Annotated in this window: 22 protein-coding genes; 20 read left to right on the top strand and 2 right to left on the bottom strand. The window is 69.2% G+C overall.

Annotated features, from left to right (window positions below; all coding sequences use genetic code 11):
- Positions 1 to 3: 3 nt before the first annotated feature.
- The 16 genes from ACWD4J_RS05410 to ACWD4J_RS05335 all read left to right on the top strand — a co-directional run bounded on the left by ACWD4J_RS05410 (position 4) and on the right by ACWD4J_RS05335 (position 19,293).
- On the top strand, positions 4 to 1,632 hold the full coding sequence (locus ACWD4J_RS05410) for a peptide ABC transporter substrate-binding protein (RefSeq protein WP_451393958.1): 1,629 nt from the start codon (positions 4 to 6) through the stop codon (positions 1,630 to 1,632).
- Between the two features lie 153 nt (positions 1,633 to 1,785).
- Positions 1,786 to 2,718 (top strand): ABC transporter permease, encoded by a 933-nt coding sequence (locus ACWD4J_RS05405; protein WP_451393957.1) that lies wholly within the window; start codon positions 1,786 to 1,788, stop codon positions 2,716 to 2,718.
- Positions 2,711 to 3,661, top strand: a complete 951-nt coding sequence (locus ACWD4J_RS05400; protein ID WP_451393956.1) for an ABC transporter permease — start codon at positions 2,711 to 2,713, stop codon at positions 3,659 to 3,661. Before ACWD4J_RS05405 ends, ACWD4J_RS05400 begins: the two co-directional genes overlap by 8 nt.
- Positions 3,662 to 3,672: 11 nt before the next feature.
- Positions 3,673 to 4,728 carry an ABC transporter ATP-binding protein gene (locus ACWD4J_RS05395; RefSeq protein ID WP_451393955.1) on the top strand — a complete coding sequence of 352 codons (1,056 nt, stop codon included), beginning with the start codon at positions 3,673 to 3,675 and terminating at the stop codon, positions 4,726 to 4,728.
- Positions 4,721 to 5,878: an ABC transporter ATP-binding protein gene (locus ACWD4J_RS05390; protein WP_451393954.1), complete on the top strand. Its 1,158-nt coding sequence runs from the start codon at positions 4,721 to 4,723 to the stop codon at positions 5,876 to 5,878. The genes ACWD4J_RS05395 and ACWD4J_RS05390 overlap by 8 nt, the downstream gene beginning before the upstream one ends.
- Positions 5,879 to 6,025: 147 nt before the next feature.
- Positions 6,026 to 6,421: a VOC family protein gene (locus ACWD4J_RS05385; protein ID WP_451393953.1), complete on the top strand. Its 396-nt coding sequence runs from the start codon at positions 6,026 to 6,028 to the stop codon at positions 6,419 to 6,421.
- An 822-nt stretch (positions 6,422 to 7,243) separates the two neighbouring features.
- Positions 7,244 to 8,278 (top strand): ABC transporter permease, encoded by a 1,035-nt coding sequence (locus ACWD4J_RS05380; protein ID WP_451393952.1) that lies wholly within the window; start codon positions 7,244 to 7,246, stop codon positions 8,276 to 8,278.
- Between the two features lie 83 nt (positions 8,279 to 8,361).
- A complete protein-coding gene (locus tag ACWD4J_RS05375; protein WP_451393951.1) occupies positions 8,362 to 10,038 on the top strand; it encodes an ABC transporter substrate-binding protein in 1,677 nt (558 codons plus the stop codon).
- A 134-nt stretch (positions 10,039 to 10,172) separates the two neighbouring features.
- Positions 10,173 to 11,165, top strand: coding sequence for an ABC transporter permease (locus tag ACWD4J_RS05370; protein WP_451393950.1), 993 nt, complete (start codon positions 10,173 to 10,175; stop codon positions 11,163 to 11,165).
- 101 nt (positions 11,166 to 11,266) lie between these two features.
- The gene (locus tag ACWD4J_RS05365) at positions 11,267 to 12,337 is read left to right on the top strand and encodes an ABC transporter ATP-binding protein (protein WP_451393949.1); all 1,071 of its coding nucleotides are present in this window, start codon (positions 11,267 to 11,269) and stop codon (positions 12,335 to 12,337) included.
- Positions 12,334 to 13,515, top strand: a complete 1,182-nt coding sequence (locus tag ACWD4J_RS05360; RefSeq protein WP_451393948.1) for an ABC transporter ATP-binding protein — start codon at positions 12,334 to 12,336, stop codon at positions 13,513 to 13,515. Before ACWD4J_RS05365 ends, ACWD4J_RS05360 begins: the two co-directional genes overlap by 4 nt.
- Positions 13,516 to 13,636: 121 nt before the next feature.
- Positions 13,637 to 15,271, top strand: a complete 1,635-nt coding sequence (locus ACWD4J_RS05355; RefSeq protein ID WP_451393947.1) for a peptide ABC transporter substrate-binding protein — start codon at positions 13,637 to 13,639, stop codon at positions 15,269 to 15,271.
- Between the two features lie 30 nt (positions 15,272 to 15,301).
- A complete protein-coding gene (locus ACWD4J_RS05350) occupies positions 15,302 to 16,225 on the top strand; it encodes an ABC transporter permease (RefSeq protein ID WP_451393946.1) in 924 nt (307 codons plus the stop codon).
- On the top strand, positions 16,218 to 17,243 hold the full coding sequence (locus ACWD4J_RS05345; protein WP_451393945.1) for an ABC transporter permease: 1,026 nt from the start codon (positions 16,218 to 16,220) through the stop codon (positions 17,241 to 17,243). The genes ACWD4J_RS05350 and ACWD4J_RS05345 overlap by 8 nt, the downstream gene beginning before the upstream one ends.
- 9 nt (positions 17,244 to 17,252) lie before the next feature.
- Positions 17,253 to 18,227 carry an ABC transporter ATP-binding protein gene (locus tag ACWD4J_RS05340; protein ID WP_451393944.1) on the top strand — a complete coding sequence of 325 codons (975 nt, stop codon included), beginning with the start codon at positions 17,253 to 17,255 and terminating at the stop codon, positions 18,225 to 18,227.
- Entirely contained in the window at positions 18,220 to 19,293 is a 1,074-nt protein-coding gene (locus tag ACWD4J_RS05335; RefSeq protein WP_451393943.1) for an ABC transporter ATP-binding protein, read from the top strand. Before ACWD4J_RS05340 ends, ACWD4J_RS05335 begins: the two co-directional genes overlap by 8 nt.
- A 190-nt stretch (positions 19,294 to 19,483) precedes the next feature.
- Here the strand turns inward: ACWD4J_RS05335 and ACWD4J_RS05330 are convergent, their stop codons facing one another.
- On the bottom strand, positions 19,484 to 21,619 hold the full coding sequence (locus ACWD4J_RS05330) for a prolyl oligopeptidase family serine peptidase (protein ID WP_451393942.1): 2,136 nt from the start codon (positions 21,617 to 21,619) through the stop codon (positions 19,484 to 19,486).
- A 213-nt stretch (positions 21,620 to 21,832) separates the two neighbouring features.
- Here ACWD4J_RS05330 and ACWD4J_RS05325 point away from each other — a divergent pair, with 213 nt between their 5' ends.
- From ACWD4J_RS05325 to ACWD4J_RS05310, 4 genes are all read left to right on the top strand, one after another.
- On the top strand, positions 21,833 to 22,027 hold the full coding sequence (locus tag ACWD4J_RS05325) for a hypothetical protein (protein WP_451393941.1): 195 nt from the start codon (positions 21,833 to 21,835) through the stop codon (positions 22,025 to 22,027).
- A gap of 85 nt (positions 22,028 to 22,112) precedes the next feature.
- Positions 22,113 to 23,021 carry an N-acetyl-1-D-myo-inositol-2-amino-2-deoxy-alpha-D-glucopyranoside deacetylase gene (gene mshB / locus ACWD4J_RS05320; protein ID WP_451393940.1) on the top strand — a complete coding sequence of 303 codons (909 nt, stop codon included), beginning with the start codon at positions 22,113 to 22,115 and terminating at the stop codon, positions 23,019 to 23,021.
- Entirely contained in the window at positions 23,021 to 23,569 is a 549-nt protein-coding gene (locus ACWD4J_RS05315; protein WP_451393939.1) for a DUF6113 family protein, read from the top strand. Before mshB ends, ACWD4J_RS05315 begins: the two co-directional genes overlap by 1 nt.
- Before the next feature lie 225 nt (positions 23,570 to 23,794).
- Positions 23,795 to 25,966: a hypothetical protein gene (locus ACWD4J_RS05310; protein WP_451393938.1), complete on the top strand. Its 2,172-nt coding sequence runs from the start codon at positions 23,795 to 23,797 to the stop codon at positions 25,964 to 25,966.
- A 42-nt stretch (positions 25,967 to 26,008) separates the two neighbouring features.
- Here the strand turns inward: ACWD4J_RS05310 and ACWD4J_RS05305 are convergent, their stop codons facing one another.
- Positions 26,009 to 26,842: a SirB1 family protein gene (locus tag ACWD4J_RS05305; RefSeq protein WP_451393937.1), complete on the bottom strand. Its 834-nt coding sequence runs from the start codon at positions 26,840 to 26,842 to the stop codon at positions 26,009 to 26,011.
- Positions 26,843 to 26,885 lie beyond the last annotated feature (43 nt).

Here is a 26,885-nt window from a genome sequence, read left to right as displayed (position 1 = left end):
CCCATGCGCGGTGCCAAGAGCGCCAAGTGGGTCGCGGGGGCGATCGTCGTCGCGTTGGCAGCAACCGCCTGTGGTGGCGGCGACGGGGACAAGGGCGGCGACAGCAAGGCCGCGGTGGACCCGAACGGCGTGTTCTCCATCGAGGTCGGCGAGCCGCAGAACCCGCTGCAGCCCGCGAACACCATGGAGTCCAACGGCAGCATCGTGACGCGAGCGCTGTTCACCGGGCTGGTGGACTACGACTCGAGCGGCAAGATCGTCATGATGAACGCATCGTCGGTCGACTCGAAGGACAACAAGACCTTCACGGTCAAGCTGAAGTCGGGCTGGAAGTTCCACGACGGCACCCCGGTGACCGCCGAGTCCTACGTCAAGGCGTGGAACTGGGCCGCCCAGCCGAAGAACAAGCAGACCAACAGCTTCTGGTACTCCGACATCGAGGGCTACTCCGACGTCGCGCCCGAGAAGGGCAAGCCGAAGGCCACGGAGATGAAGGGTCTGAAGGTCGTCGACGACACCACCTTCACCATCACCCTCACCACCCCGATCCCGTACTTCATCTACAAGCTGGGCTACGAGGTCTTCTCCCCGCTGCCCGAGTCCTTCTACAAGGACCCGGCCGCCGCAGGTGAGAAGCCGGTCGGCAACGGTCCCTACAAGTTCGTCAGCTGGGACCACAAGAAGCAGATCAAGGTCGAGCGCTACGACGACTACAAGGGCTCCAACAAGGCGAAGAACGGCGGTGTGGTCTTCAAGAACTACACCAGCCTGGAGACCGCCTACCAGGACCTGAAGTCGAACAACGTCGACGTCCTGCGTCAGATCGCGCCCAAGGACCTGCCCGTCTACAAGACGGACCTCGGCGACCGTGCCGTGGACCAGGCCTACTCCGCGATCCAGACGATCGCCCCGGCCTTCTACACCAAGCAGTGGAAGGACATCGACCCCAAGGTCCTGCAGGGCCTGTCGATGGCGATCGACCGCGACACCATCACCAAGACCGTGCTCCAGGGCACGCGTGAGCCCGCAACCGGCTGGGTCGCCAAGGGCGTTCAGGGTTACCAGGCTGACCTGGGCACCGACATCTTCAAGTACGACCCGACCAAGGCGAAGGCGCTCATCAAGGAGGGCGGCGGCGTTCCCGGCAATGCCATCACCATCCAGTACAACGCCGACGGCGGCCACAAGGACTGGGTCGAGGCGGTCTGCAACTCGATCACCAAGGCCACCGGCGTCAAGTGCTCCGGCGACTCGAAGGCCGACTTCCAGGCCGACCTGAACGCCCGTGACGCCCACGAAGTCAAGTCGCTGTACCGCTCCGGCTGGGTGCTCGACTACCCGTTCAACGCGAACTTCCTGCGCGACCTGTTCGGTACCCACTCCGCGGGCAACCAGAGCGGCTTCTCCAACAAGGAGGTCGACAGCCTGATCAAGCAGGCCGACGCCGCCGGCTCGCTGGAGGAGTCGGAGAAGCTGTACCAGGACCTCGAGAAGAAGCTGCCTGACTACATGCCGAGCATCCCGCTCTGGTACTACAAGGTCAACGCGGGCTACTCGGAGAACGTCTCCGGTGTCAAGTACGCCCAGGACGGCGACCCGATCCTGACCGGCGTCGAGGTCAAGAAGAAGTAATCGCTAGCAGCCCCGATCGCGGGTGCGGCGCCGCACGACGGGCCGCACCCCGAGGCGGACGGCTGTGGCTGGGGGGCCCTTTCCACGCGCATCTTCAGGTGATGCGCGGGGGAAGGGCCCGTCGGCTGCCGCCGGAACTGACATGGAGGCACGATGGGGCGCTACGTCGCACGACGACTGCTCCAGATGATCCCGGTATTCATCGGGACAACTCTGCTGATCTTTCTCATGGTCTATGCCCTGCCCGGTGACCCCGTGCGCGGGCTCTTCGGCGACAAGGCCGGCAGCCCGCAGGTCATCGCGGCGCTGAGACATGAGTACGGCCTGGACCAGCCGATCCTGGTGCAGTACTGGAATTACATGAAGGACATGGTCCTGCATGGCGACTTCGGCACCCAGATTGCCAGCGGCCGCCCGGTCACGGACGTGCTCGGCGACGCCTTCCCGGTGACGCTGCGTCTGGCCGGTCTGGCCTTCGCGTTCGAGGCGGTGCTGGGCCTCGCGCTCGGTATCGTCAGCGGTCTGCGCGCCGGCCGGGTCACCGACAACACGATCCTGGTGCTCACGCTCCTGCTGATCTCGATGCCGGTCTTCGTCCTCGGCTTCATCCTCCAGATGGTCTTCGCCGACCAGCTCGGATGGGTGGCCCCCAGCGTCAGCGACGACACCGACCTCACCCAGTTCATCCTGCCGGCCGTCGTCCTGGGCACCGCCTCCCTGGCCTATGTCACCCGGCTCACCCGGACGTCGATCGCCGAGAACCTGCGCGCCGACTACGTCCGCACGGCCATCGCCAAGGGCCTCCCGCGGCGCCGTGTGGTGGGCGTCCACCTCCTGCGCAACTCGCTGATCCCGGTGGTCACCTACCTGGGCACCGACCTCGGCACGCTGATGGGCGGCGCCGTCGTCACCGAGCGCATCTTCAACATCCATGGCGTGGGCGGCACGATCGCCGATGCCATCACGCGTCGCGAGGGCACGACCCTGGTCGGTCTGGTGACCATCCTGGTCCTCGTCTACCTCCTCGCCAGCCTTCTTGTCGACCTGCTCTACGCGGTCCTGGACCCGAGGATTCGCTATGCCTGACGTGACCAAAACCGCCACCAAGGACGTCGGCACGGAGCCCGCGGACGCGGCCGCGGCCGCACCGGCCGCCGACCCCAAGCCCGAGAAGGCGCGCAGCCTCTGGGGCGACGCCTGGGTCGATCTGCGCCGCAGCTGGATCTTCATCGTCTCCAGCCTGCTGATCGTGTTCCTGCTGCTCATCACCTTCTTCCCCGGCTGGTTCACCGGTGCGGACCCGATCCTCGGCGACCTGGCGAAGCACTACATCCAGAAGCCGAAGCTGAGCGACGTCGGCTCGCCCGACTGGCTGGGCTACGACGCCCAGGGCCGCAGCGTGTACGCGCGTGTCATCTACGGCACCCGGGCCTCCGTGGCCGTCGGCTTCGGCACCACCATCGCGGTCACCATCGTGGGCGGCCTGATCGGCATGTTCGCCGGCTACTTCGGCGGCGTCCTGGACTCGATCCTGTCCCGGCTGACGGACGTGTTCTTCGGCATCCCGTTCCTGCTCGGCACGATGGTCGTGCTGAACTCCTTCACGAACCGCACCATCTGGGTGGTCATCGGCGCCCTTTCCTTCTTCGGCTGGACCCAGATCGCCCGCGTCATGCGCGGCGCGGTCATCACCACCAAGCAGTCGGACTACGTGCAGGCCGCCAAGGCGCTCGGCGCCGGCACGCCGCGCATCATGTTCCGGCACATCCTGCCGAACACCCTCGCCCCGGTGATCGTCGTCGCCACCATCTCGCTCGGTGTCTACATCGGTGCCGAGGCCACGCTGTCCTACCTGGGCCTCGGCCTGAACGGCGTCTCGTGGGGCAACGACATCTCCGACGGCGGCAACTCGATCCGCGTCGCCAAGTGGATCATGCTCTATCCGTCGATCATGCTCAGCATCACGGTGCTGGCGTTCATCATGCTCGGTGAGGCCGTCCGTAACGCCCTCGACCCGAAGATGCGCTGAGGGAGGCGTACGTGACCGTCATCGAAGAAGTTTCCGTGCCCTCGCCGCGCGACGGCGAGGACAGCGGCGGCCCGCTGCTCGAAGTGCGTGACCTGCACGTCGAGTTCAAGACCCGCGAGGGTCTGGTCAAGGCCGTCAACGGCGTCAACTACAGCGTGAGCGCCGGTGAGACGCTCGCCGTTCTCGGCGAGTCCGGTTCCGGCAAGTCCGTGACCGCGCAGGCGATCATGGGCATCCTCGACATGCCGCCGGCGTCGATCCCGCAGGGCGAGATCCTCTTCCGCGGCCAGGACATGCTGAAGATGTCCGCCGAGGAGCGCCGCAAGATCCGCGGCCGGCGGATCGCCATGATCTTCCAGGACGCGCTCAGCTCGCTGAACCCGGTGCTGACCGTCGGCTACCAGCTCGGCGAGATGTTCCGTGTCCACCAGGGCCTGTCCAAGAAGGAAGCCAAGGCCAAGGCCATCGAGCTGATGGACCGGGTGAAGATCCCGGCCGCCGTGGCCCGCGTGAACGACTACCCGCACCAGTTCTCGGGCGGTATGCGCCAGCGCATCATGATCGCCATGGCGCTGGCCCTGGAGCCGGACCTGATCATCGCCGACGAGCCCACCACGGCCCTCGACGTGACGGTCCAGGCCCAGGTCATGGACCTGCTCGCGGAGCTGCAGCGCGAGTACAACATGGGCCTGATCCTGATCACCCACGACCTGGGTGTGGTCGCGGACGTCGCCGACAAGATCGCGGTGATGTACGCGGGCCGGATCGTCGAGCGCGCCCCGGTCCACGAGCTCTACAAGCGCCCCGCGCACCCGTACACCCGGGGCCTGCTCGACTCGATCCCGCGCCTGGACCAGAAGGGCCAGGAGCTGTACGCGATCAAGGGCCTGCCGCCCAACCTGCTGCGTATCCCGACCGGTTGTGCGTTCAACCCGCGCTGCCCGAAGGCGCAGGACATCTGCCGTACGGAGGTGCCCGCGCTGCAGCCGGTGACCGAGCGGGACGGCAGCGAGCTGGTCGGCCGCGGCAGCGCGTGCCACTTCTGGAAGGAGACCATCCATGGCTGAGCTCAAGAAGTCCGACGAGCAGAAGGACGCCGTGGACGCGACTCCGAACGTCACCGACGTGGCGGTCGTCGACGCTCATTCGGAGGCCGAGGCGGTCGCCGCCATCGAGGCGCCCGTCGAGCGCGGCGAGCCGATCCTGCAGGTGCGCAACCTGGTCAAGCACTTCCCGCTGACCCAGGGCATCCTCTTCAAGCGGCAGGTCGGTGCGGTCAAGGCCGTGGACGGGGTCTCCTTCGACCTCTACCAGGGTGAGACGCTCGGCATCGTCGGCGAGTCCGGCTGCGGCAAGTCCACCGTGGCCAAGCTGCTGATGAACCTGGAGCGGGCCACCGCGGGTGAGGTCTTCTACAAGGGCCAGGACATCACCAGGCTGTCCGGGCGTGCGCTGAAGGCGGTCCGCCGGAACATCCAGATGGTGTTCCAGGACCCGTACACCTCGCTCAACCCCCGTATGACGGTGGGCGACATCATCGGCGAGCCCTTCGACATCCACCCCGAGGCGGCTCCGAAGGGCGACCGGCGCAAGCGGGTCCAGGAGCTGCTGGACGTCGTCGGTCTCAACCCCGAGTACATCAACCGCTATCCGCACCAGTTCTCGGGCGGTCAGCGCCAGCGCATCGGCATCGCCCGCGGCCTCGCGCTCAACCCCGAGATCATCATCTGCGACGAGCCGGTCTCCGCCCTGGACGTGTCCGTCCAGGCGCAGGTCATCAACCTGATGGAGAAGCTGCAGGACGAGTTCAACCTGTCCTACATCTTCATCGCGCACGACCTGTCGATCGTCCGGCACATCTCGGACCGGGTCGGCGTGATGTACCTCGGCAAGATGGCCGAGATCGGCACGGACACCCAGATCTACGACCACCCGACGCACCCCTACACGCAGGCGCTGCTGTCGGCGGTCCCGGTGCCCGACCCGGAGGCCCGCGAGGGCCGCGAGCGCCTCATCCTCACCGGGGACGTGCCCTCGCCCGCGAACCCGCCGTCCGGCTGCCGCTTCCGCACCCGCTGCTGGAAGGCTCAGGACAAGTGCGCCACCGAGGTGCCGCTGCTCGCGGTCCCCGAGCGGTTCGCCGGCCAGGACACCCCGGCCGCGCACGAGTCGGCGTGCCACTTCGCGGAGGAGAAGGACGTCGTGCACGCGGCGTGAGTCCGGCATTCACGCCGACGCGGGCGCCCAGGGCCGGAAACGGCTCTGGGCGCCTGTTCGTTGTGGGCGTGCGCGGTATTTCGACTCGTTCCCACCGCCGTCCTGCGGGAGCATTGCGGGATGTGACCCCGGTCCCTGGAGGTGTGCATGTCCGAGCAGGTCGGCTCCATCGGTTCCCTGCAGTGCGTCGTACTGGACTGCCCGGATCCCCGCGCTCTCGCCCGCTTCTACCAGGGACTCATCGGCGGTGAGGTCGACCGGGCCGACCGGCGATGGTCGCTGGGCGACGACTGGTCCACCCTGCACACCGGCTCGGGTCTGGTGCTGGCCTTCCAGCAGGTCGGTGACTACCGGCCGCCGCGGTGGCCCGACCAGGCCGCTCCACAGCAGTTCCACCTGGACATCGGGGTCGGTGATCTGGACGCGGCTGAGGCCCGGGTTTTCGAGCTGGGGGCCGTGAGCCTCGACGACCGGGACGGCAAGCGCAGTTGGCGCGTGTACGCGGACCCGGCGGGGCACCCGTTCTGCCTCGTGCGGGAGTGAGGGGCGGAGATACCGAACGCGGAACCGAGGCCCGTGCCATCCCTCCCGGGCGGCACGGGCCTCCGGCGTCCCCGGGAACCGGTCACGTCCTGTTGGCTCGGGTCAATGGGCCGACGTTCCGGTTCCCTCATGTCCTTGATACTCGTCGAACCTTTGAGTTCCGTATGGGGTACCGATGCTTCCGGATAGCGGTACGTCGCCACATGGCCCTCGCCGGCGGGGGAATTCGCACGTAAGGCGCCGGTGGGTCGACGTTCAGGTCCAAATTGTATTCGCGATCGCCCAATAAGTGCTCAACTATTCCCCAAGCTTTGGGAATCGATCTGCGCTGCCTGCTGCCTGCTGCCTGCTGCCTGCTGCCGCGGCCGGCGGCAGCGTTTACGTAGGCGTGACGTAGGCGTGATGTAGGCCCCCGCAGCGGAGCGGACACGCCCGCGGCTCCGCCCTCACAGGTGTTTCCCAGCCGCTGGGCGATTTCAAGGGAATGGTAGTAATCAGTTCAAGCCGGAGTCATTCATGTATCTCGCTCTGGCCAGTTCTCGTCAACAAGCAGAAAAAATCAACCTGCCGGCCCCGATCCGGGTTGACCGGTCGCGCTCTCCGTTGCGAAAGTCCGCAGAGTCTCATGGTGTTGGCAACGGCCGCCACCCATTTCTCTTTCGCTCGGGGGCAATTCCGAATGGCGAGTCCGACCACCACGGCGACCGCGCGTCCGGTCCCGGTCTGCTCGCGCCCTGCCGGCGAGAGAAGAGCAAGGGCCGCACATGTACTGGGCGGGTGCTCCCCGCGACAGTCTGAGCTCATATCCGGGATGTCCGTACGATGACCATGCAGCACCAGCCGGTCGAGACCGGCAGCGGCACCGCGCTTCTGGCCGACGAGCCGGCGCAGGGCTCCCGGCCGGGCGGCGGCAGCGCCATCGCCGGGCGCTCACCGTCCCGGATGGCCTGGACGCGCATCAGGCGGGACAAGGTCACGATGACCGCACTGGTCGTCACCCTCCTGTTCATCGTGATCGCGCTGCTGGCCCCGGTGCTCACCTGGCTGACCAGGTGGGGGCCGATCACCCCGGACAACAAGGCGATCAACCCGGACACGGGCAACCAGCCGTACGGATCACTGGGCGGAATCAGCCTCAACCACCTGCTCGGCGTCGAGCCGGGGACGGGGTACGACCTCTTCGCCCGGATCGTCTACGGCTTGCGCACCTCGCTCTTCGTCGGCTTCGCCTCGGCCCTGGTGTCCACCGTGGTCGGCGTCGTGGCCGGGCTCGCGGCGGGCTACTTCGGCGGCTGGATCGACTCCGTGCTGTCGCGGATCATGGACGTGATGCTGGCGTTCCCGCAGCTGCTGTTCATCATCGCGCTCACGCCGGTGATCCAGAACGCGCTGCAGACCAACAGCCACGGCGGTACCGACGAGAACCTCCGGCTGCTGGTCCTGGTCCTCAACATCGCGATCTTCGCCTGGGCCTACACCGCCCGCCTGGTACGCGGTCAGGTGCTGTCCCTGCGCGAGCGGGAATTCGTCGACGCCGCGCGGATCATGAGCGCCGGCCGGCGGCACATCCTCTTCCGTCAGCTGCTCCCGAACCTGTGGGCGCCGATCCTGATCTCGTTCGCGCTCGCCGTCCCGCAGAACATCTCCACCGAGGCTGCCCTGTCCTACCTGGGCGTCGGCGTCGTCCCGCCCGCGCCGGACTGGGGAGCCCTGCTGTCGGACGCCTCGGAGTTCTTCCTCCAGGACCCGATGTACCTGTTCATCCCCGGCGTCCTGCTCCTCGTCCTCGTCCTCGCGCTCAACCTCCTCGGGGACGGCGTACGCGACGCCCTCGACCCCCGCGCCAGCCGCAGCTGAAGCGCTGCTCCCGAGTGTCGGCACCGGCGATCCCACGAACGACGGCCGAGGCCGAGCCCATGTCAAGAACGGAGTGTTTCCAGATGATGCGCAGAACGCGCACGGTCGCTCTCACGGCAACTGCCGTGGCGATGGCCCTGGGGGCCACAGCATGCGGTGGTTCCTCCAGCAACTCCAGCAACACCAGCGGCAGCGCCCCGGCCAAGGGCGGCACGCTGACGGTCCTCGACGAGTCGGACTTCGACCACCTCGACCCGCAGCGCACCTACACGACCGAGGGGCAGAGTACGGACGAGCTGTTCGTCCGGACCCTCACCGGATGGGACGAGTCGGGCTCCACGCCGAAGCTGGTCGGCGACCTGGCCACCGACACGGGAACACCCAGCAAGGGCGACACGGTGTGGACCTTCAAGCTGCGCCACGGCATCAAGTGGCAGGACGGCAGCGAAGTCACCGCCCAGGACGTCAAATACGGGGTGGAGCGCGCCTTCTCCGGCGACATCAACGGCGGCCCGCCGTACGCGGCGCAGTGGCTCGTCGGCGGCGCCGACTACAAGGGCCCGTACAGCGGCAAGCAGCTGGACTCCATCCAGACGCCGGACAAGTACACCGTCGTCTTCGATCTGAATCAGCCGGTCGCCGACTTCAACGAGACGACGGCCATGTCCGGCTGGTCGGCGGTGCCCAAGGCCCATGACACGGGTTCGACGTACGACACGCACGTCTGGTCCGACGGCCCGTACATGATCAAGTCGTACACCAAGAACAAAGAGCTCGTCCTCGTCAAGAACAAGAACTGGCAGGCGTCGTCCGACCCGATCCGGCAGCAGAACGTCGACGAGTTCGACTTCAAGCTCGGCCAGGACCAGGCGGCCATCGACCAGCAGATCAAGTCGGACGGCGGGGTCGCCCAGACTGCCATCGAGCAGTACCCGCTCGCCGGCTCCGACCTCAACTCGTTCGCCAACGACCCGGCGCTCAAGTCGCGTTACTACAACAACTCGGCTCCGGGCATCAACTACCTGGCGATCAACACCCGCAGGGTCAAGGACATCAAGGTGCGCGAGGCGATCGAGTACGCGATCGACAAGACCACCGTCCGCGGCGCCTTCGGCGGCTCGGCCTACGGCGACTACGCGAGCACGATGCTGAGCCCCGGCATCGGCGGGTACAAGAAGTTCAACCTGTACAGCACCAACCCGGCCGGTGACGTCACCAAGGCCAAGGCGCTGATGAAGCAGGCAGGCGACCCGAAGCTCACCATGTCGATGGCGATCGAGAACACGCCCACGCAGGCGCACTTCGGCGACGCGGTGAAGACCTCCCTCGCCAAGATCGGCATCAAGGTGAACCTCGTGCCGATCCAGTTGGCGAACTACTTCAACACCGTGGACAACACCAAGAACCAGTACGACCTGACCTGGGGCGACTGGATCGCGGACTGGCCGAACGCCTCGACCGTCCTCCCCACCCTGTTCGACGGCCGGCTGATCGCGAAGAACCCGCAGGCGAACCAGGACCTGTCGTATCTGAACGACGCGCAGGTCAACGCGGAGATCACCAAGATCGCGAAGATGGCCGACATCGGCCAGCGCAACACCGCCTACGGCAGCCTCGACGAGCAGGTCATGAAGGACGCCTCCGTGATTCCGCTCATGTACATGAACTTCAGCGCCGTGAGCGGCTCCAAGGTGAGCGGTGTCATCCCGGACACCATCATGGCCGAACCGAGCCTCGTGCACGTCTCCGTCAAGAAGTAACCCCGGTCGCCCCGTCGGCGGACCGCCGCCGGCGGGGCACCCGTCCACGTCCATCCCCACCGGGCGCAGGCACCAGCCCATCGGCCCACAGCTAGAGGGAGGCGGACCGGGCACCCGCCAGGTCCCAGCACGACATGCTTCGATATCTCATCCGACGCCTGCTGGCAGCGGCCCTGATCCTGCTGGTGATCAGCGTGATCACCTTCTTCATCTTCTTCGCGCTGCCGTCCGACCCCGCGCTCCTGGCCTGCGGTAAGACCTGCTCCCCCTCCCGTCTCGCCGAGATCAAGCACTCGCTGGGCCTCGACCAGGGCATCACGACGCAGTTCTGGGAGTTCTTCAAGGGGCTCTTCGTGGGCCGTGACTACGGCGACCAGAGCATGCGCATCCACTGCGGCGCGCCCTGCCTCGGGGTCTCCTTCCAGACCGACACGCCTGTCCTCGCCACCCTGCTGGACGACTTCCCGGCGGACCTGTCGCTCGGTCTCGGCGCCGCGGTGGTCTTCCTGATCCTCGGTGTGGGCCTCGGCGTGCTGGCCGCCGTCCGCAGGGGCAAGGCAGCCGACAAGGCGGCGGTCGGACTCGCGCTGGTGGGCGTCTCCACGCAGATCTACTTCGTCGGTCTGCTGCTGCTGTGGGTGTTCGTCGACAAGTGGCAGATCCTGCCCGCCGCCGGCTACACCCCGATCACCGAGGACCCGGCGGGCTGGTTCCAGGGACTCGTCCTGCCCTGGGCGACCCTGGTCATCCTCTACCTCGCCCTCTACACCCGGCTCACGCGCTCCTCGATGCTGGAGGTCTTCAGCGAGGACTACATACGTACCGCCAGGGCCAAGGGCCTGCCGGCCGGCAAGGTCGTCCTCAAGCACGCGCTGCGGGCCGCGATCACTCCGATCATCACCATCTTCGGAATGGACGTCGGCTCGCTGATCGGCGGATCGGCGGTCATCACCGAATCGGTGTTCGGCATCAACGGCATCGGCAAGCTGGCGGTGGACTCGGTGCAGAACTCCGACCTGCCGGTCATCCTCGGCACCACTCTCTTCGCCGCCACGTTCGTCGTCCTCGCCAACGTGGTGGTCGACCTGGTGTACGGACTCATCGACCCCCGCGTACGCCTCGCCTGACGCCCGATCCCGCAGGCCCCTGACGCCCGATCCCGCAGGCCCCTGACCCCCGATCCCGCAGCCCCTGCCACCCGACCCCCGCAGCCCCCAAGGAAACGCCAGTGTCCCTGCCGACCTCGCGACAGCCCGCGGACGTCGCTCCTGCCTCCTCCTTCCTCGACGTGCGGGACCTGCGCGTGCACTTCCCGACCGAGGACGGCATCGTCAAGTCCGTCGACGGAGTGTCCTTCACCCTGGAGAAGGGCGAGACCCTCGGCATCGTCGGCGAGTCCGGCTCGGGCAAGTCGGTGACCTCGCTCGCCCTGCTCGGGCTGCACAAGGGCACGCGCGCCGAGGTCTCCGGCGAGATCTGGCTGGAGGGCAGGGAACTCGTCGCCCTGCCCGAGGACGAGATGCGCGAGCTGCGCGGTGACACGGTCTCCATGATCTTCCAGGACCCGCTGTCCGCGCTGCACCCCTTCTTCACCGTCGGCGCCCAGATCGCCGAGGCCTTCCAGGTGCACCACAAGGTCTCCAAGAAGGAGGCCAGGGACCGGGCGGTGGAGATGCTGAGGCGGGTCGGCATCCCGCAGCCCGAGCGGCGGGTGAGGGACTACCCCCACCAGTTCTCCGGCGGCATGCGGCAGCGGGCCATGATCGCCATGTCCCTCGTGTGCGATCCCGCGCTGCTGATCGCCGACGAGCCCACGACCGCACTGGACGTCACCGTCCAGGCGCAGATCCTGGACCTGATCCGCGACCTCCAGGAGGAGTTCGGCTCCGCGGTCATCATCATCACGCACGACCTCGGCGTGGTGGCCGATGTCGCCGACGACATCCTCGTGATGTACGGCGGCCGCCGGATCGAGTACGGCACAGCGCGCGACGTGCTGAAGCAGCCCGAGCACCCCTACACCTGGGGGCTGCTCGAGTCGATGCCGCACATCGCCGGCGACGTCAGCCGGCGGCTGAACCCGATCCCCGGCTCGCCGCCGAGTCTGATCAACCTCCCCGGCGGCTGCGCCTTCCACCCGCGCTGCCCCTACAAGGGCTGGGAGCTTCAGGGGCGTTGCACGGTGGAACGGCCCGAGCTGCTGGCGGTCCCCGGCACCGGCAGGCACATCGCCGCGTGCCACCTCACAGCAGAGACCAGGAAACAGATCCGCGGCACAGCCGCCCGGGCCGCGAAGTGACGGCGGCGGACGAACAGGAGCATGCCGTGAGCACCACCAAGCCCAGCCCCGAACAGCAGGCCGCTTCCGCCGTATCCGCGGCCGCTTCCGCCGCGAAGCCACCGGCCGGCGAGAACCTGCTCGAGGTCAGCGGTCTGCAGAAGCATTTCCCCATCCGGCAGGGCATCGTGTTCCAGCGGCAGATCGGGGCCGTACGCGCCGTCGACGGAATCGACTTCTCGGTCAGGGCCGGAGAGTCGCTGGGCCTGGTCGGCGAGTCCGGCTGCGGCAAGTCGACGACGGGCCGCCTGGTCACCCGGCTGCTGGAACCCACCGCCGGCACGATCACGTTCGACGGCGAGGACATCACCCACAAGCCCGTCTCGAAGATGCGGCAGGCGCGCCGGCAGCTCCAGATGATCTTTCAGGACCCGTACTCCTCGCTGAATCCCCGGCACACGGTCGGCACCATCATCGAGACGCCGATGAAGCTCAACGGCATCAACCCGCCGGAGGGCCACAAGAGGCGCGCTCAGGAACTGCTGGAGACGGTGGGCCTCAACCCCGAGCACTACAACCGCTACCCGAACGAGTTCTCCGGCGGTCAGCGCCAGCGCATCGGCATCGCCCGCGCACTCGCCCTGCGGCCGAAGCTCATCGTGGCCGACGAACCGGTGTCGGCGCTGGACGTGTCCATCCAGGCCCAGGTCGTCAATCTGCTGCAGGACCTGCAGCGGGAGTTCGACATCGCCTTCCTCTTCATCGCCCACGACCTCGCCGTCGTCCGCCACTTCTCCGAGCGTGTCGCCGTGATGTACCTCGGGAAGATCGTGGAGGTCGCCGACCGGGAGACGCTCTACGCACGGCCGCGGCACCCCTACACGCACGCCCTGCTGTCCGCCGTCCCCGAGGCGGATCCGGACAGCACGCAGCAGCGCGAGCGCATCCGCCTGGCCGGGGACGTGCCGTCGCCGATCGACCCGCCGTCCGGCTGCCGCTTCCGCACCCGCTGCTGGAAGGCCCAGGACAAGTGCGCGGCCGAAGAGCCGCCGCTGGTCCGCATCGCAGGGAATCCCGAGGGCCATCTGACCGCCTGCCACTTCCCCGAGGAGCCGACGATCGAGGCACGTGACGAGGACATCGTCCTCGACCCGGCGCTCGTCGCGCTCGAGGAGACACGCGCTGAGAGGACCTCCTGACGCCGACGCCGCACCCAGACGCGCGGGGTCAATGTGTGATGTGTCCGTTATTGGTCTATATCGTCCGATAGCGGGACAGCGCCCCGGCGCTGGAGCACAGCGCACTCAGAGGAGGAACCCCATGCGTGGAGCCACGCACGCCCGGTGGGCCGCGAGCGCGGTGGCGATCGCCCTCGCGGCAACGGCCTGCGGAGGCGGAAGCGGCGGCGGCACCGGCGGCAGCGACGGCTCCGGAATCCTCAGTGCCTCCTGGGGCGACCCGCAGAACCCGCTCGAGCCGGCGAACACCAACGAGGTGCAGGGCGGCAAGGTCCTCGACATGATCTTCCGCGGCCTGAAGCGGTACGACGCCAAGACCGGCCAGGCCCAGAACATGCTCGCCGAGAAGATCGAGACCTCCGACTCGCAGAACTTCAGGATCACCATCAAGGACGGCTGGAAGTTCAGCAACGGCGAGAAGGTCACCGCGAAATCGTTCGTGGACGCCTGGAACTACGGCGCAAGCCTGAAGAACAACCAGCGGAACGCCTATTTCTTCGGCTACATCGACGGATACGACAAGGTCCATCCGGCATCCGGCAGCCAGACCGCCGACACGCTGTCCGGGCTGAAGGTCGTCGACGACCGGACTTTCACCGTCCGGCTCAACCAGCGGTTCTCGTCGTTCCCCGACACCCTCGGCTATGTGGCCTTCGCCCCGCTTCCCCGGGCGTTCTTCGACGACCATGACGCCTGGGTGAAGAAACCAATTGGAGACGGCCCGTACACCGTCGGCTCGTACACCAGGGGCTCGGAGATGTCCCTGCGCAGATGGGACGGCTATCCGGGAGACGACAAGGCGCAGAACGGCGGCGTGGATCTCAAGGTCTACACCGACAACAACACCGCCTACACCGACCTCATGGCGGGAAATCTCGACCTCGTCGACGACGTCCCGGCAGCACAGCTCAGAAATGTCCAGGCCGACCTCGGTGGCCGGTACATCAACACCCCGGCCGGCATCATCCAGACCATCGCCTTCCCGTTCTACGACGCGGCGTGGAACAAGCCGGGCATCGAGAAGGTCCGCAAGGGCCTGTCCATGGCCATCGACCGGAACCAGATCACCGACACGATCTTCCAGAAGACCCGCACCCCCGCCACGGATTGGACCTCGCCGGTCCTCGGCGAGGAGGGCGGCTTCAAGGCCGGCCTGTGCGGTGATGCCTGCGAGTACCACCCGGACCAGGCGAAGAAGCTGGTCCAGGAGGGCGGCGGCCTTCCCGGCGGACAGATCAAGATCTCGTACAACGCGGACGCCGGGTCGCACAAGGAGTGGGTGGACGCGGTCTGCAACTCCATCAACAACGCGCTCGGCAACGACCGGGCCTGCGTCGGAAACCCGGTCGGCACCTTCGCCGACTTCCGTAACCAGATCACCCAGTCCAAGCTGACGGGCCCTTTCCGGGCCGGCTGGCAGATGGACTATCCGCTGATCCAGAATTTCCTGCAGCCGCTCTACTACACCGGTGCCTCGTCCAACGACGGAAAATGGTCGAACAAGGAATTCGACGACCTCGTGGACAAGGCCAACGCGGAGACGGACAAGGCGAAGGCCGTCTCCACCTTCCAGCAGGCCGAGGAGGTGGTCCGGGACAACATGGCAGCCATTCCCCTCTGGTACCAGAACGGCAGCGCCGGCTATTCGGACCGGCTCTCCAATGTGGCGCTGAACCAGTTCAGCGTTCCGGTGTACGAAGAAATCAAGGTCGGCTGACCCCCGACGGAGCCACCCACGGAGCCCGCCATGGGACGCTATGTGATCCGGCGTCTGCTGCAGATGATCCCGGTCTTCATCGGCGCAACGCTGCTGATCTTCCTGATGGTGAACGTGATGGGCGATCCCATCGCGGGCCTGTGCGGGGAGCGGCAGTGCGACCCGGCGACGGCCGCCCAGCTCAAGAGCGAATTCGGCCTCGACAAGCCCGTGTGGCAGCAATACCTGACGTATATGGGGAACGTCTTCACCGGCGACTTCGGGACCGCGTTCAACGGTCAGCCGGTGACCGAGCTGATGGGGTCGGCGTTCCCCGTGACGATCCGGCTCACGATCGTCGCGATCGTCTTCGAGATCGTCATCGGCATCACGCTGGGCGTGCTCACGGGCCTCCGCCGCGGCCGCCCCGTCGACACCACCGTGCTGCTGGTGACGCTGGTCGTCATCTCGATCCCGACCTTCGTCACCGGTCTGCTGCTGCAACTGCTGCTCGGCGTCCAGTGGGGCGTCATCAAGCCGTCCGTGTCCTCCGACGCCCCCTTCGACGAACTCCTCGTGCCCGGCCTCGTCCTGGCGTCGGTGTCACTGGCGTACGTCACGCGGCTGACCCGCACCTCGATCGCCGAGAACCGCCGCGCCGACTACGTCCGCACCGCCATCGCCAAGGGCCTGCCCCGGCAGCGGGTGATCATCCGGCATCTGCTGCGCAACTCCCTGATCCCGGTGGTCACCTTCATCGGCACGGACATCGGCGCGCTGATGGGCGGCGCGATCGTCACGGAGCGGATCTTCAACATCCACGGCGTCGGCTACCAGCTCTACCAGGGCATTCTTCGGCAGAACACCCAGACCGTCGTCGGCTTCGTGACCGTCCTGGTGCTGGTCTTCCTGGTGGCCAATCTGCTCGTCGACCTCCTCTACGCCGTACTCGACCCGAGGATCCGCTATGCCTGAGACCGAGCAGCCCGAGGCCCTGCGGGGGTCCGGGGGCCGCTCCCCGGAGGACGGCCGCATCGCCGCGACCGGGGCGGGCGGTGCGATGGACCTCGCGGCGAGCGAGGCGACGACGCTCGAGAGGCCACCGGGCGCACCCGGCGGACCGGGCCTGCCCGGGGGCCCCTCGGGCAGGCCCCGCTCCCTCTGGTCCGACGCCTGGCACGACCTGCGCCGCAACCCCGTCTTCGTCCTCTCCGCCCTGTTCATCGTCTTCCTGGTCGTCATCGCGCTCTGGCCCTCGCTGATCGCCTCGGGCAACCCGCTCAGCTGCGACCTCGCCAAGGCCCAGCAGGGCTCCCAGCCGGGGCACCCCTTCGGCTTCGACGGCCAGGGCTGCGACGTCTACACGCGGACCGTGTACGGCGCCCGCACCTCCGTCACCGTCGGCGTCTGCGCCACCCTCGGCGTCGCCCTCCTCGGCTCGGTCCTCGGCGGCCTCGCCGGATTCTTCGGCGGCACGTGGGACGCGATCCTCTCCCGCGTCACGGACGTCTTCTTCGCCATCCCGGTCGTACTCGGCGGCCTGGTGCTGCTGTCCGTGGTGACCAGCTCCACCGTGTGGCCCGTCGTCGGGTTCATGGTGCTGCTCGGCTGGCCGCAGATCTCCCGTATCGCCCGAGGGGCGGTCATCACCGCCAAGCAGCACGACTACGTCCAGGCCGCGCGGGCCCTCGGCGCCTCCAGTACCCGCATCCTGCTGCGGCACATCACACCGAACGCGGTCGCGCCGGTCATCGTCGTGGCGACCATCGCGCTCGGTACGTTCATCGCGCTGGAGGCGACGCTCTCGTACCTCGGTGTCGGGCTGAAGCCGCCGAGCGTGAGCTGGGGCATCGACATCTCCGCGGCGTCCCCGTACATCCGCAACGCCCCGCACATGCTGCTCTGGCCGGCCGGTGCGCTGGCGATCACGGTGCTCGCGTTCATCATGCTCGGCGACGCGGTGCGCGACGCCCTCGACCCGAAGCTGAGGTGAGTCGCCGCCATGCTGCTCGAAGTGCGCGACCTGCACGTGGAGTTCAGGACCCGCGACGGTGTCGCGAAAGCCGTCAACGGGGTGGATCTCCATGTCGACGAGGGCGAGACGCTGGCCGTCCTCGGTGAGTCGGGATCCGGGAAGTCGGTCACCGCCCAGGCCGTCATGGGCATCCTCGACACCCCGCCCGCCCGGATCACCGGCGGCGAGGTCCTCTTCCAGGGCCGGGACCTGCTGAGACTCAAGGAGGACGAGCGGCGCAAGGTCCGCGGCGCCGGAATGGCGATGATCTTCCAGGACGCGCTGTCCTCGCTGAACCCCGTGCTGAGCGTCGGCGACCAGCTCGGCGAGATGTTCCGTGTCCATCGGGGCCTGTCGCGGAAGGACGCACGGGCGAAGGCCGTCGAGCTCATGGAGCGGGTACGGATCCCGGCCGCGAAGGAGCGCGTGGGGCAGTACCCGCACCAGTTCTCCGGCGGCATGCGCCAGCGCATCATGATCGCCATGGCGCTGGCCCTGGAACCCGCCCTGATCATCGCCGACGAGCCGACGACGGCCCTCGACGTCACGGTCCAGGCCCAGGTCATGGACCTGCTGGCCGACCTGCAGCGCGAGTACCACATGGGCCTCGTCCTGATCACGCACGACCTGGGAGTGGTCGCGGACGTCGCCGACCGGATCGCCGTCATGTACGCGGGCCGCATCGTCGAGACGGCCCCCGTCCACGACATCTACAAGGCCCCCGCCCACCCCTATACGAAGGGCCTGCTCGAGTCGATCCCCCGGCTCGACCGCAAGGGCCAGGAGCTCTACGCCATCAAGGGACTGCCGCCGAACCTGACCGCCATCCCGCCCGGCTGCGCCTTCCACCCGCGCTGCCCGCTGGCCCAGGACGTGTGCCGCACCGACGTACCCGACCTCTTCGAGGTGTCCGGGGAACGCCGGAGCGCGTGCTTCTACTGGAGGGAGACGCTCCATGGCTGAGCCCCGCGCGGAAGCCGTCGAGGTGGCCCCGCCCGCCGTCGGCGAACCCATCCTCCAGGTGCGCGGCCTCGTCAAACACTTCCCGCTCACCCGGGGCATCGTCCTCAAGAAGCAGATCGGCTCCGTCAAGGCCGTCGACGGCGTCGACTTCGACCTCGGGCACGGCGAGACCCTCGGCATCGTCGGCGAGTCCGGCTGCGGCAAGTCGACGCTCGCGAAGCTCCTCGTCCAGCTGGAGCGGCCGACGGCCGGGCGGATCACGTACCGCGGCGAGGACATCGGCGCGCTGTCCGGCCGCGCCCTGCGAGCCGTCCGCCGCAACATCCAGATGGTCTTCCAGGACCCCTACACGTCCCTCAACCCCCGGATGACCGTGGGCGACATCATCGGCGAGCCCTACGAGATCCACCCCGAGGCCGCCCCCAAGGGCTCACGCCGGCAGCGGGTCCAGGAGCTCCTCGACGTGGTGGGCCTCAACCCGGAGTTCGTCAACCGCTATCCGCACCAGTTCTCCGGCGGTCAGCGGCAGCGCATCGGCATCGCCCGCGGCCTCGCCCTGCGCCCCGAGATCATCGTCGCCGACGAGCCGGTCTCCGCGCTCGACGTGTCGGTCCAGGCCCAGGTCATCAACCTGATGGAGCGCCTGCAGGACGAGTTCGACCTGTCCTACGTCTTCATCGCCCACGACCTGTCCATCGTGCGGCACATCTCGGACCGGGTCGGCGTGATGTACCTGGGCCGGATCGTGGAGATCGGCACGGACGAGGAGATCTACGAGCACCCCACGCACCCCTACACGCAGGCGCTGCTCTCCGCGGTGCCGGTGCCGGACCCGGAGGCGCGCGAGCACCGCGAGCGGATCGTCCTCACCGGGGACGTGCCGTCACCGGCGAACATCCCCTCCGGCTGCCGCTTCCGCACCCGCTGCTGGAAGGCGCAGAAACGGTGCGAGACCGAAGTGCCGCTGCTCGCCGTGCCCGAGGAGTTCCGGGCGGCTTCGGGCCCTGCGGCCCATGACTCGGCTTGCCACTTCGCCGAGGAGAAACATGTCGTCCCCGCGCAGTAAGCGGCATAACACGATAAATGCCCATCAATTTCGTTAACACGCAGGCAACTTGTCTGTCGCAGCACCGATATACGGACGCGCCAAGGTGAACAGCGTACGGCCGTGCGGGTGCCGTAGACCGGCCGGGGCGCGCCATGTCGCCCCGGCCGGTTGCATGTACGGGGCCGGCCGGGGCTGACGGGGCCGGCGGTCAGCGCGCCGCGATCCCCAGTGACCGCTTGAGGAAGGCCACCTGGAGCAGCAGCAGATTCTCCGCCACCTGCTCCTGCGGCGTCATGTGCGTCACCCCGGACAACGGCAGCACCTCGTGCGGCCGGCCCGCGGCGAGCAGGGCGGAGGACAGACGCAGGGTGTGTGCCGCCACCACGTTGTCGTCGGCCAGCCCATGGATGATCATCAGCGGCCGGTGCGTACCGGCGGCATCGGACAGTCCGTCGTCGGTCACCAGCGAACTCGTCGCATACGTTTCCGGGGTGCGGCCGGGGTCGCCGAGATAGCGCTCCGTGTAGTGCGTGTCGTACAGCCGCCAGTCCGTGACCGGAGCGCCCGCGATGCCCGCATGGAACACGTCCGGGCGGCGCAGCACCGCGAGCGCCGCCAGATAGCCGCCGTACGACCAGCCGCGGATCGCCACCCGCGTCAGATCCAGCGGATACGACTCGGCGAGCCCCAGGAGCGCGTCGATCTGGTCGTCCAGCGTGATCGTGAAGTCGCCCCGGACCGCCTTCTCCCAGGCGGGGGAGCGGCCGGGCGTCCCCCGCCCGTCCGCGACCACTACCGCGAAGCCCTGGTCGGCGAACCACTGCGAGGTCAGATGCGCGTTGTGCGCGGCCACGACGCGCTGGCCGTGCGGCCCGCCGTACGGGTCGAGCAGCACGGGCAGCGGGCCGTCGCCCTCCTCATAGCCGGCCGGAAGCAGGACGGCGCACGGGATGCGGCGCGTGCCCCCTTGCGTGAGCGTCACGCGCGGGGCTAGAACCGGCCGTTCCGCGTACGACGCGACGGTCGCCACCGGCTTGCCGTCCCGAAGCACCTGGACACGTGAGCAGGGGGCCCCGAGGGTCGCCGAGACGAGGACCGTCACACCGCCCGAGCGCACGGCCGAGTGCACGCCGGGCTCCTGCGAGACGCGCTCCACCCCGAGCTCGTTGACCCGGTAGACATGCACTTCGCCGATCTCCGGATCGGCTGCGGCCTCCCCGGCCGACGCCGAGACCAGCGCGTCGTCGCCCGATACGTCGAGCACCGCGCGGACATGCAGCTGCGGCCCGGTCAGCGGACGGTCGCCCACCGCCAGCACGCGTGCCCCGCCCTCGTCCGCGATCCGCACCAGCTGCCCGCTCGGCGACCAGCACGGCACCCCGGCGAACAGCTCCAGCCAGCCCGTGTCCCCAGCGGCCCCGTCCGCGTGGACCATGCGGGTCGAGCCGTCGTCCGGATTCACCGCCAGATACACCTGGCTGAGCTGGTCGCGCGCCTGGACGAGCAGCAGCGGAGCCCCGGACTCCGACCAGTGCACGCGCGCGAGATACGGGTAGCGGGCGTGGTCCCACACGACCTCGGTGCGCGAGCCGTCCAGGCCCAGGACGAAGAGGCGCACCTCCGCGTTGTCCGTGCCGGCCGCCGGATACGCCACGCGCGCCGGCTCACGCTCGGGCTGTGCGGGGTCCGCGATCCACCAGCGCCGTACGGGGGCGTCGTCGACCCGCGCGACCAGCAGCCGGTCCGAGTCCGGCGACCACCAGAAGCCGCGCGAACGCGCCATCTCCTCCGCCGCGATGAACTCCGCGAGGCCGTAGGTCACCGTCCCGGACTCGGGCTCCGCGAGCGCCCGGTCGCCGTCGCCCTCGGCGCCGACCACGCGCAGGGCGCCCCGGACCGCATACGCGACGTGCCGTCCGTCCGGGGACGGGCGCGGGTCGATCACCGGCCCGGGGACGGGCAGTTCGCGGGCCGTGCCGGCGCGCAGCTCCGCCGCGAACAGCCGGCCGGAGAGCGCGAAAGCGGCCAACTCCACGGCCGTGTCGGTGGCATAGCCCACGATGCCCGCCGCGCCCTCGCGGCTGCGCTCCCGGCGCGCCCGCTCCTCGGCCGACAGGCGCTCCGTCGCGCCGCCCAGCAGCGCCGCGGGGTCGGCGGCGACGCGCTCCCCGCCGTCCGCGAGATCCAGGACCCAGAGGAGGTTCGCCCGGTCCGTGCCGGAGGGTGAGCGCAGAAACGCGACCCGGGACCCGTCGGGCGCCACCGTGAAGGCGCGGGGCGCACCGAGCGAGAAGCGCTGGGTACGGGCGTGCTGACGCGGAAATGAGACAGGCTCGGTGGTCATCCCCCGAGCCTAGGCCGACAGGGCGTGATCCATGCGCCCCCTCGTGCTGCCGTGCTCCGACCCATGACCTGGGATGCATAGTTATGATCCTTAGCGACCGGACGGGGGCCCCGGGTTTCTCCGTGCCGGTGATCGTGCTGACCGTATTGACATGACCGTTTCGACGGCCGCGGTGATCAAGACGCGGGACGAGTTCTGGGGAGGTGGACCGCCGTGGCACTCTCGATTTCGGCGGTGGTGCTGCTGGCGATCATCGTCTTCCTGATGATCAAGAAGGCGGGGCTGAAGGCAGGGCACGCTGTCGTGTGCATGCTCCTGGGCTTCTATCTGGCGAGCTCCTCGATAGCTCCCACGATCAGCGAGCTCACCACGAACGTCGCCGGGATGATCGGCTCCATCAAGTTCTGAACCGCCCGTCACCGGTTTGTCCTGCTCGGGGGCGCCTGCGGCGCCCTCGATCGTTCTGTCGGACCGTCCTCGTAGGCTTGGGTGCATGACGGACCTGCCCGCCCGACGCCTGCTCCTCGTGCACGCGCACCCCGACGACGAGTCGATCAACAACGGCGCCACCATGGCCAAGTACGCGGCCGAGGGCGCCCATGTCACGCTCGTGACCTGCACTCTCGGCGAGGAGGGCGAGGTCATCCCGCCGGAGCTGGCACATCTGGCGCCCGACCGCGACGATCGCCTCGGCGACCACCGGGTGGGGGAGCTCGCCGCCGCGATGGCCGAGCTGGGCGTCACCGACCACCGCTTCCTGGGCGGCGCCGGGCGGTACCGCGATTCCGGAATGCTGGGCGCCCCGCAGAACGAGCGGCCGCACTGCTTCTGGCAGGCCGGCCTCGACGAGGCAGCGGGCGCGCTGGCCGAGGTCATCCGCGAGGTCCGCCCGCAGGTCCTCATCACCTACGACCCCGACGGCGGGTACGGCCACCCCGACCACATCCAGGCCCACCGCGTCGCCATGCGCGCCGCGGGACTCGCCGCCGAGCCCGCCCACCGCCGGGACCTCGGCGAGCCGCACACCATCGCCAAGATCTACTGGAACCGGGCCCCGCGTTCCGTCGTGGAAGAGGGCTTCGCCCGCCTGAAGGACGCGCTTCCCGAGCTGCCGTTCCCGGCCGCCGCAAGTGTCGCCGACGTGCCGGGCGTGGTGGACGACGACGTGATCACCACCGTGATCGACGGCAGCCGCTTCGCCTCCGCCAAGGCGGCGGCGATGCGCGCCCACGCCACACAGGTCGAGGTCGCCGAGCCGTGGTTCGCCCTGTCGAACCAGCTCGCGCAGCCGCTGTTCGCAGTGGAGTACTACGAGTTGGTGCGGGGCGGGGACGCCTCCGGCGGATCGGCGGAGACGGATCTGTTCGCCGGGGTGGCTGTGACGGAAGAGGGTGCTGCTTGATGGGCGCGACGGGGAAGCAGGGCAAGCCGGGGAATCAGGGAAAGCCGGGAGAGGGCAGGGTCTCGGCCGGTCAGTCGGGCCGGTCCTCAGCGGGTAGGTCCGCGGCGGGCAGGCCGGGTTCGGCGGCAACCCGTTCAGGGGGTTCGGGTGGCGCGGGCGGGAGTTATCTCGCCCAGCCGCCGCGGCCGGGGCGTGCGGCCGCCTACGTGGGGCTGTTCGTGCTCGGCGCGCTGGTGGGTGCCGCCGGAGCGCTCGTCCAAGGGGGCTGGTTCCCGGGCGGGTTGCTGCTCGCACTGGCCGCCGCGGCGGGGGCGTTCCTCGGCGGGGCGCGCCTGACCGGCACCAGAGCGGGGGCCGTTGCGCCCGCCGCCGGGTGGCTGGTCGCCGTCATCCTGCTCACCGCGACCCGCCCCGAAGGGGACTTCATGTTCGCCGCGGGATCCGGTTCTTATCTGTTCCTGCTCGGCGGCATCGCCATCGCTGTGATCTGTGCCACTCTCGGGCAAACCAGGCAACCTGACGGCCCGCCTGCCCGACTTGCCAATTGACGTACCACTTCTCCGTACCAGGACGGGCCCTGGGCCGGGCGTCTTTCCTCGACGGTCGCGGGTTACCGGCCGACGACGGCCAGTATGGTGGTGCCGCCGCCGAGCCTCCCCCAAGCTCTCGGCTCCACCCCCAGCGCCTTAACGGCCTGGGAGGGGCCCCCAGAGCAGGGGGGACCCCCAGAGCAACATCGAGACGGGCGGCGGAGCCAACCGGGAGAACTTGCCTTGAGTCGTGAAACTGACACCTCGTCCTCCGGGCCCCAGGGGCGCGGCGGAGCCGCATATCCGTCCGGCACGCCGCCGTACGGGATTCCCGTCCAGGGCGCCGCTCCCGAGGACGGCGCCGACGCCGCCGCGCGGCCGGAGGAGCGCAAGACCGAGACGACGCTGACCACGCGGATCCGGATCAACATCCCCGGTTCGCGGCCCATTCCGCCCGTCGTGATGCGGACACCGGTCTCCGACGCGGACGCTTCGGCCGCGAACGGCCCGGCGGGCCGGGCCGACGGCACCGACGGTGCGGGGCGTCCGCTGAGCGACGCGGGGCCGTCCGGACCGGGCACCGCCGCGTCGGCTCGCGGGGCCGCTGCGGCCGGGGCGTCGGCACCGTCCGGCTCCGGTCCGTCCACCGGCGCCGCGCCTTCCGCGTCGGCGGAGGAGAAGACCAGCGACTGGTTCGCGCCGCGCAAGCCGTCCGCGGGCCGCGGTGGCGCCACGGCGGGCGGCGGTCCGGCGGCCGACACCTCGGCCAACTCCGGTACGACGATCGGCGGCTCGGGCCCGCAGGGCCCGGCATCCGGTACCGGCAAGGGACTTGGAGTCGGTGCGGGGCTTGGGGCCGGGGGCGGTCTCGGCGCCGGTGCGGGCGCCACGGGTGGTGCAGGGCGCGGCCCCGGGTCCGCGGGTGCGGGACGCGGTACGGGCCCGGAGGGCCCCGGACCGTTCGGCCCCAGGCCCTCGGCGCCCGGCGCTTCCGGTCCCGCGGGTCCGGGCGGTCCCGCTCGCCCCGCAGGTCCCGGCGCGCTCGGGCCCGACCCGCAGCGCACCGGCCTTCCGTACTTCTCCGACGGCGGCAACGGCCGCGGCCCCGCGGGACCGACCGGTGGCACCGCGACCGGCGAGGGCCCACTCCTCGTACCGCCGGGCGATCCGGCGCCGCCGACGAGCCCGCGCATGAGCGACGACACCGCGATACTGACCCCCCAGCGGCCCGCGCCCGTAGCGGGCGGAGGACCGGGAGGACCCGGTGCGGGAGCGCCGGGGATTCCGGGGGACCACGTCTCCGGGCACACCGTCACCAGCGGCATCCCCGTCGTGCCCCCGGCGTCGAACTCGCCGTTCGCGCCCGGCGGGCCCACCGACGGGCCGGTGCCGCACACCGCCCCGAGGCTGCCCGAGCCCTCCCGGTCGACCGTGCAGGCCCCCGCGCCCGCCAAGAAGACCAAGAAGAAGGGGCGCAGCAAGCTGGTGCTCCTGGTCGGCGGCGTCATCGTCGTGGCCGGTGTCGCTTACGGCGCCGGGCTGCTGATGAACCACTCCGACGTGCCGAAGGGCACCACCGTGCTCGGCGTCGACATCGGCGGCGGCACCCGAGACGAGGCCGTCCAGAAGCTCGACAGCGCCCTGGGCGACCGGACCACCAAGGCGCTCCAGCTGTCGGTCGACGGCAAGACCGTCGCGCTCAAGCCGGATCAGGCGGGTCTGCGGCTCGACAGCCAGGCCACGGTCAGCGCCGCCGCGGGCAGCGACTACAACCCCGTGTCGGTGATCGGCTCCCTGTTCGGCGGCGAGCGCGTCGTCGACCCGGTGATGCCCGTCGACGGGGAGAAGCTGCAGGCCGCGCTCGAGCGCGTCGCGGGCGAGTCCGGCACGGTCACCGAGGGCACGATCAAGTTCCAGTCGGGCAAGGCCGTCGCCGTCTACGGCAAGGCCGGCAAGGGCATAGACGCCACCAATGCGGTGACGGCGGTCGAGGAGGCGTACCGCACCCAGGTGGAGACCGGCCGGACCGCCGCGGTGCAGGTCCCCACGACCACGCGCAAGCCGACGATCACCAACGCCGAGGTCGACCGCATGATGAAGGCGTTCGCGACGCCTGCGATGTCCGGATTTGTGACGGTCCAAACGGACGCAGCGCACTTGGTGCGCTTCAGCCCGGAGCGTTCGATCTACAAGTTCCTGAGCGTGCGGGCGGTCGACGGCAAGCTGGTCGAGCACTACGACCTGAAGGTGCTCAAGAGCCTGTACGGCAGTGCCTTCGACGGTGTCACGATCACCAAGGGCGACGGCAGCAAGAAGCCGGTCAGCCCGCAGGACGTGGCCTCAGCGCTCGGTCAGGCGCTCCGTGGGAAGACCGCCGCGGAGCGGGTCGTGACGATCTCGACGAACCCCCAGTAAGGGGCCCTTGGGCCGCGGCGGTCCTCGTCCGGTGCGCCGACGTCAGTTGAGCATCGCGCGAGCCGCCCGGGCTTGGCCGCGGATGCGGTCGGCCGCCGGCTCGTCGACCGCGGCCACCACGTCCGCGTACGCGTCGAGCTCCTCTGCGCCCGTCAGGAAGTCGCCCCGGCGGACGAGGAGCTGGGCGTGTTCATGGCGCAGTCGGGCCGGGTGTGACGGCAGCAGCAGGGACAGCTCGACCGCCCACAGGGTCACGTCCGAGCGCTCGGGGCGGGCGGTGGCCCAGGCGCGGATGTTGTTCAGGATGCGCAGGATCACCTCACGCGGATCGGCGGGAGTGAGCATCGACGGGTCGAGCGGCGCACCGGTGGCCCCCACCACCAGCAGCTCGGCGTCGGGCCCCGTCAGCACCCGTCCGCCGTCGAACGGATCCGCCAGCACCTGTTCCTCCGGAGGGCCGAAACCCACGACGAAGTGGCCCGGCAGCGCCACCCCGTACACCGGTGCGCCCGCCCGCCGGGCGACCTCCATCCAGACCACCGACAGCAGGATCGGCAGCCCACGGCGGCGGCGCAGGACCTCGTGCAGGAGCGAGGACTCCAGGCGCTGGTAGTCGCCGGGCGTGCCGTGGAAGCCGCAGCGGCCGCCCAGCAGCTCGGCGAGGGCGGTGGCCCAGGAGCGCGGGCCGCCCGGCCGGAAGGGCAGCTGCCCGGCCAGCCGGTCGAGTTCGATCTGCACCGCGTCCATGCCCGCCTCGTCGAGCGTCGGGTCGGCCTCCGCAGCCACCAGCAGACACAGCAGCGACAGGTCCGGCCGCTCGGCCCGCACCTCCTCGGCGAACCGCCGCCGTCCCTCGCTGACGTGCTCTACGTGCATATGTGCCTCGTGCCCTCTCAGGGCGCGTTCGATACGGGGCAGT

This window comes from Streptomyces sp. NPDC002577 (assembly GCF_053594815.1).
Note: the sequence above shows the minus strand (reverse complement) of the source record. Positions and strands in the feature narration are given on the sequence as shown.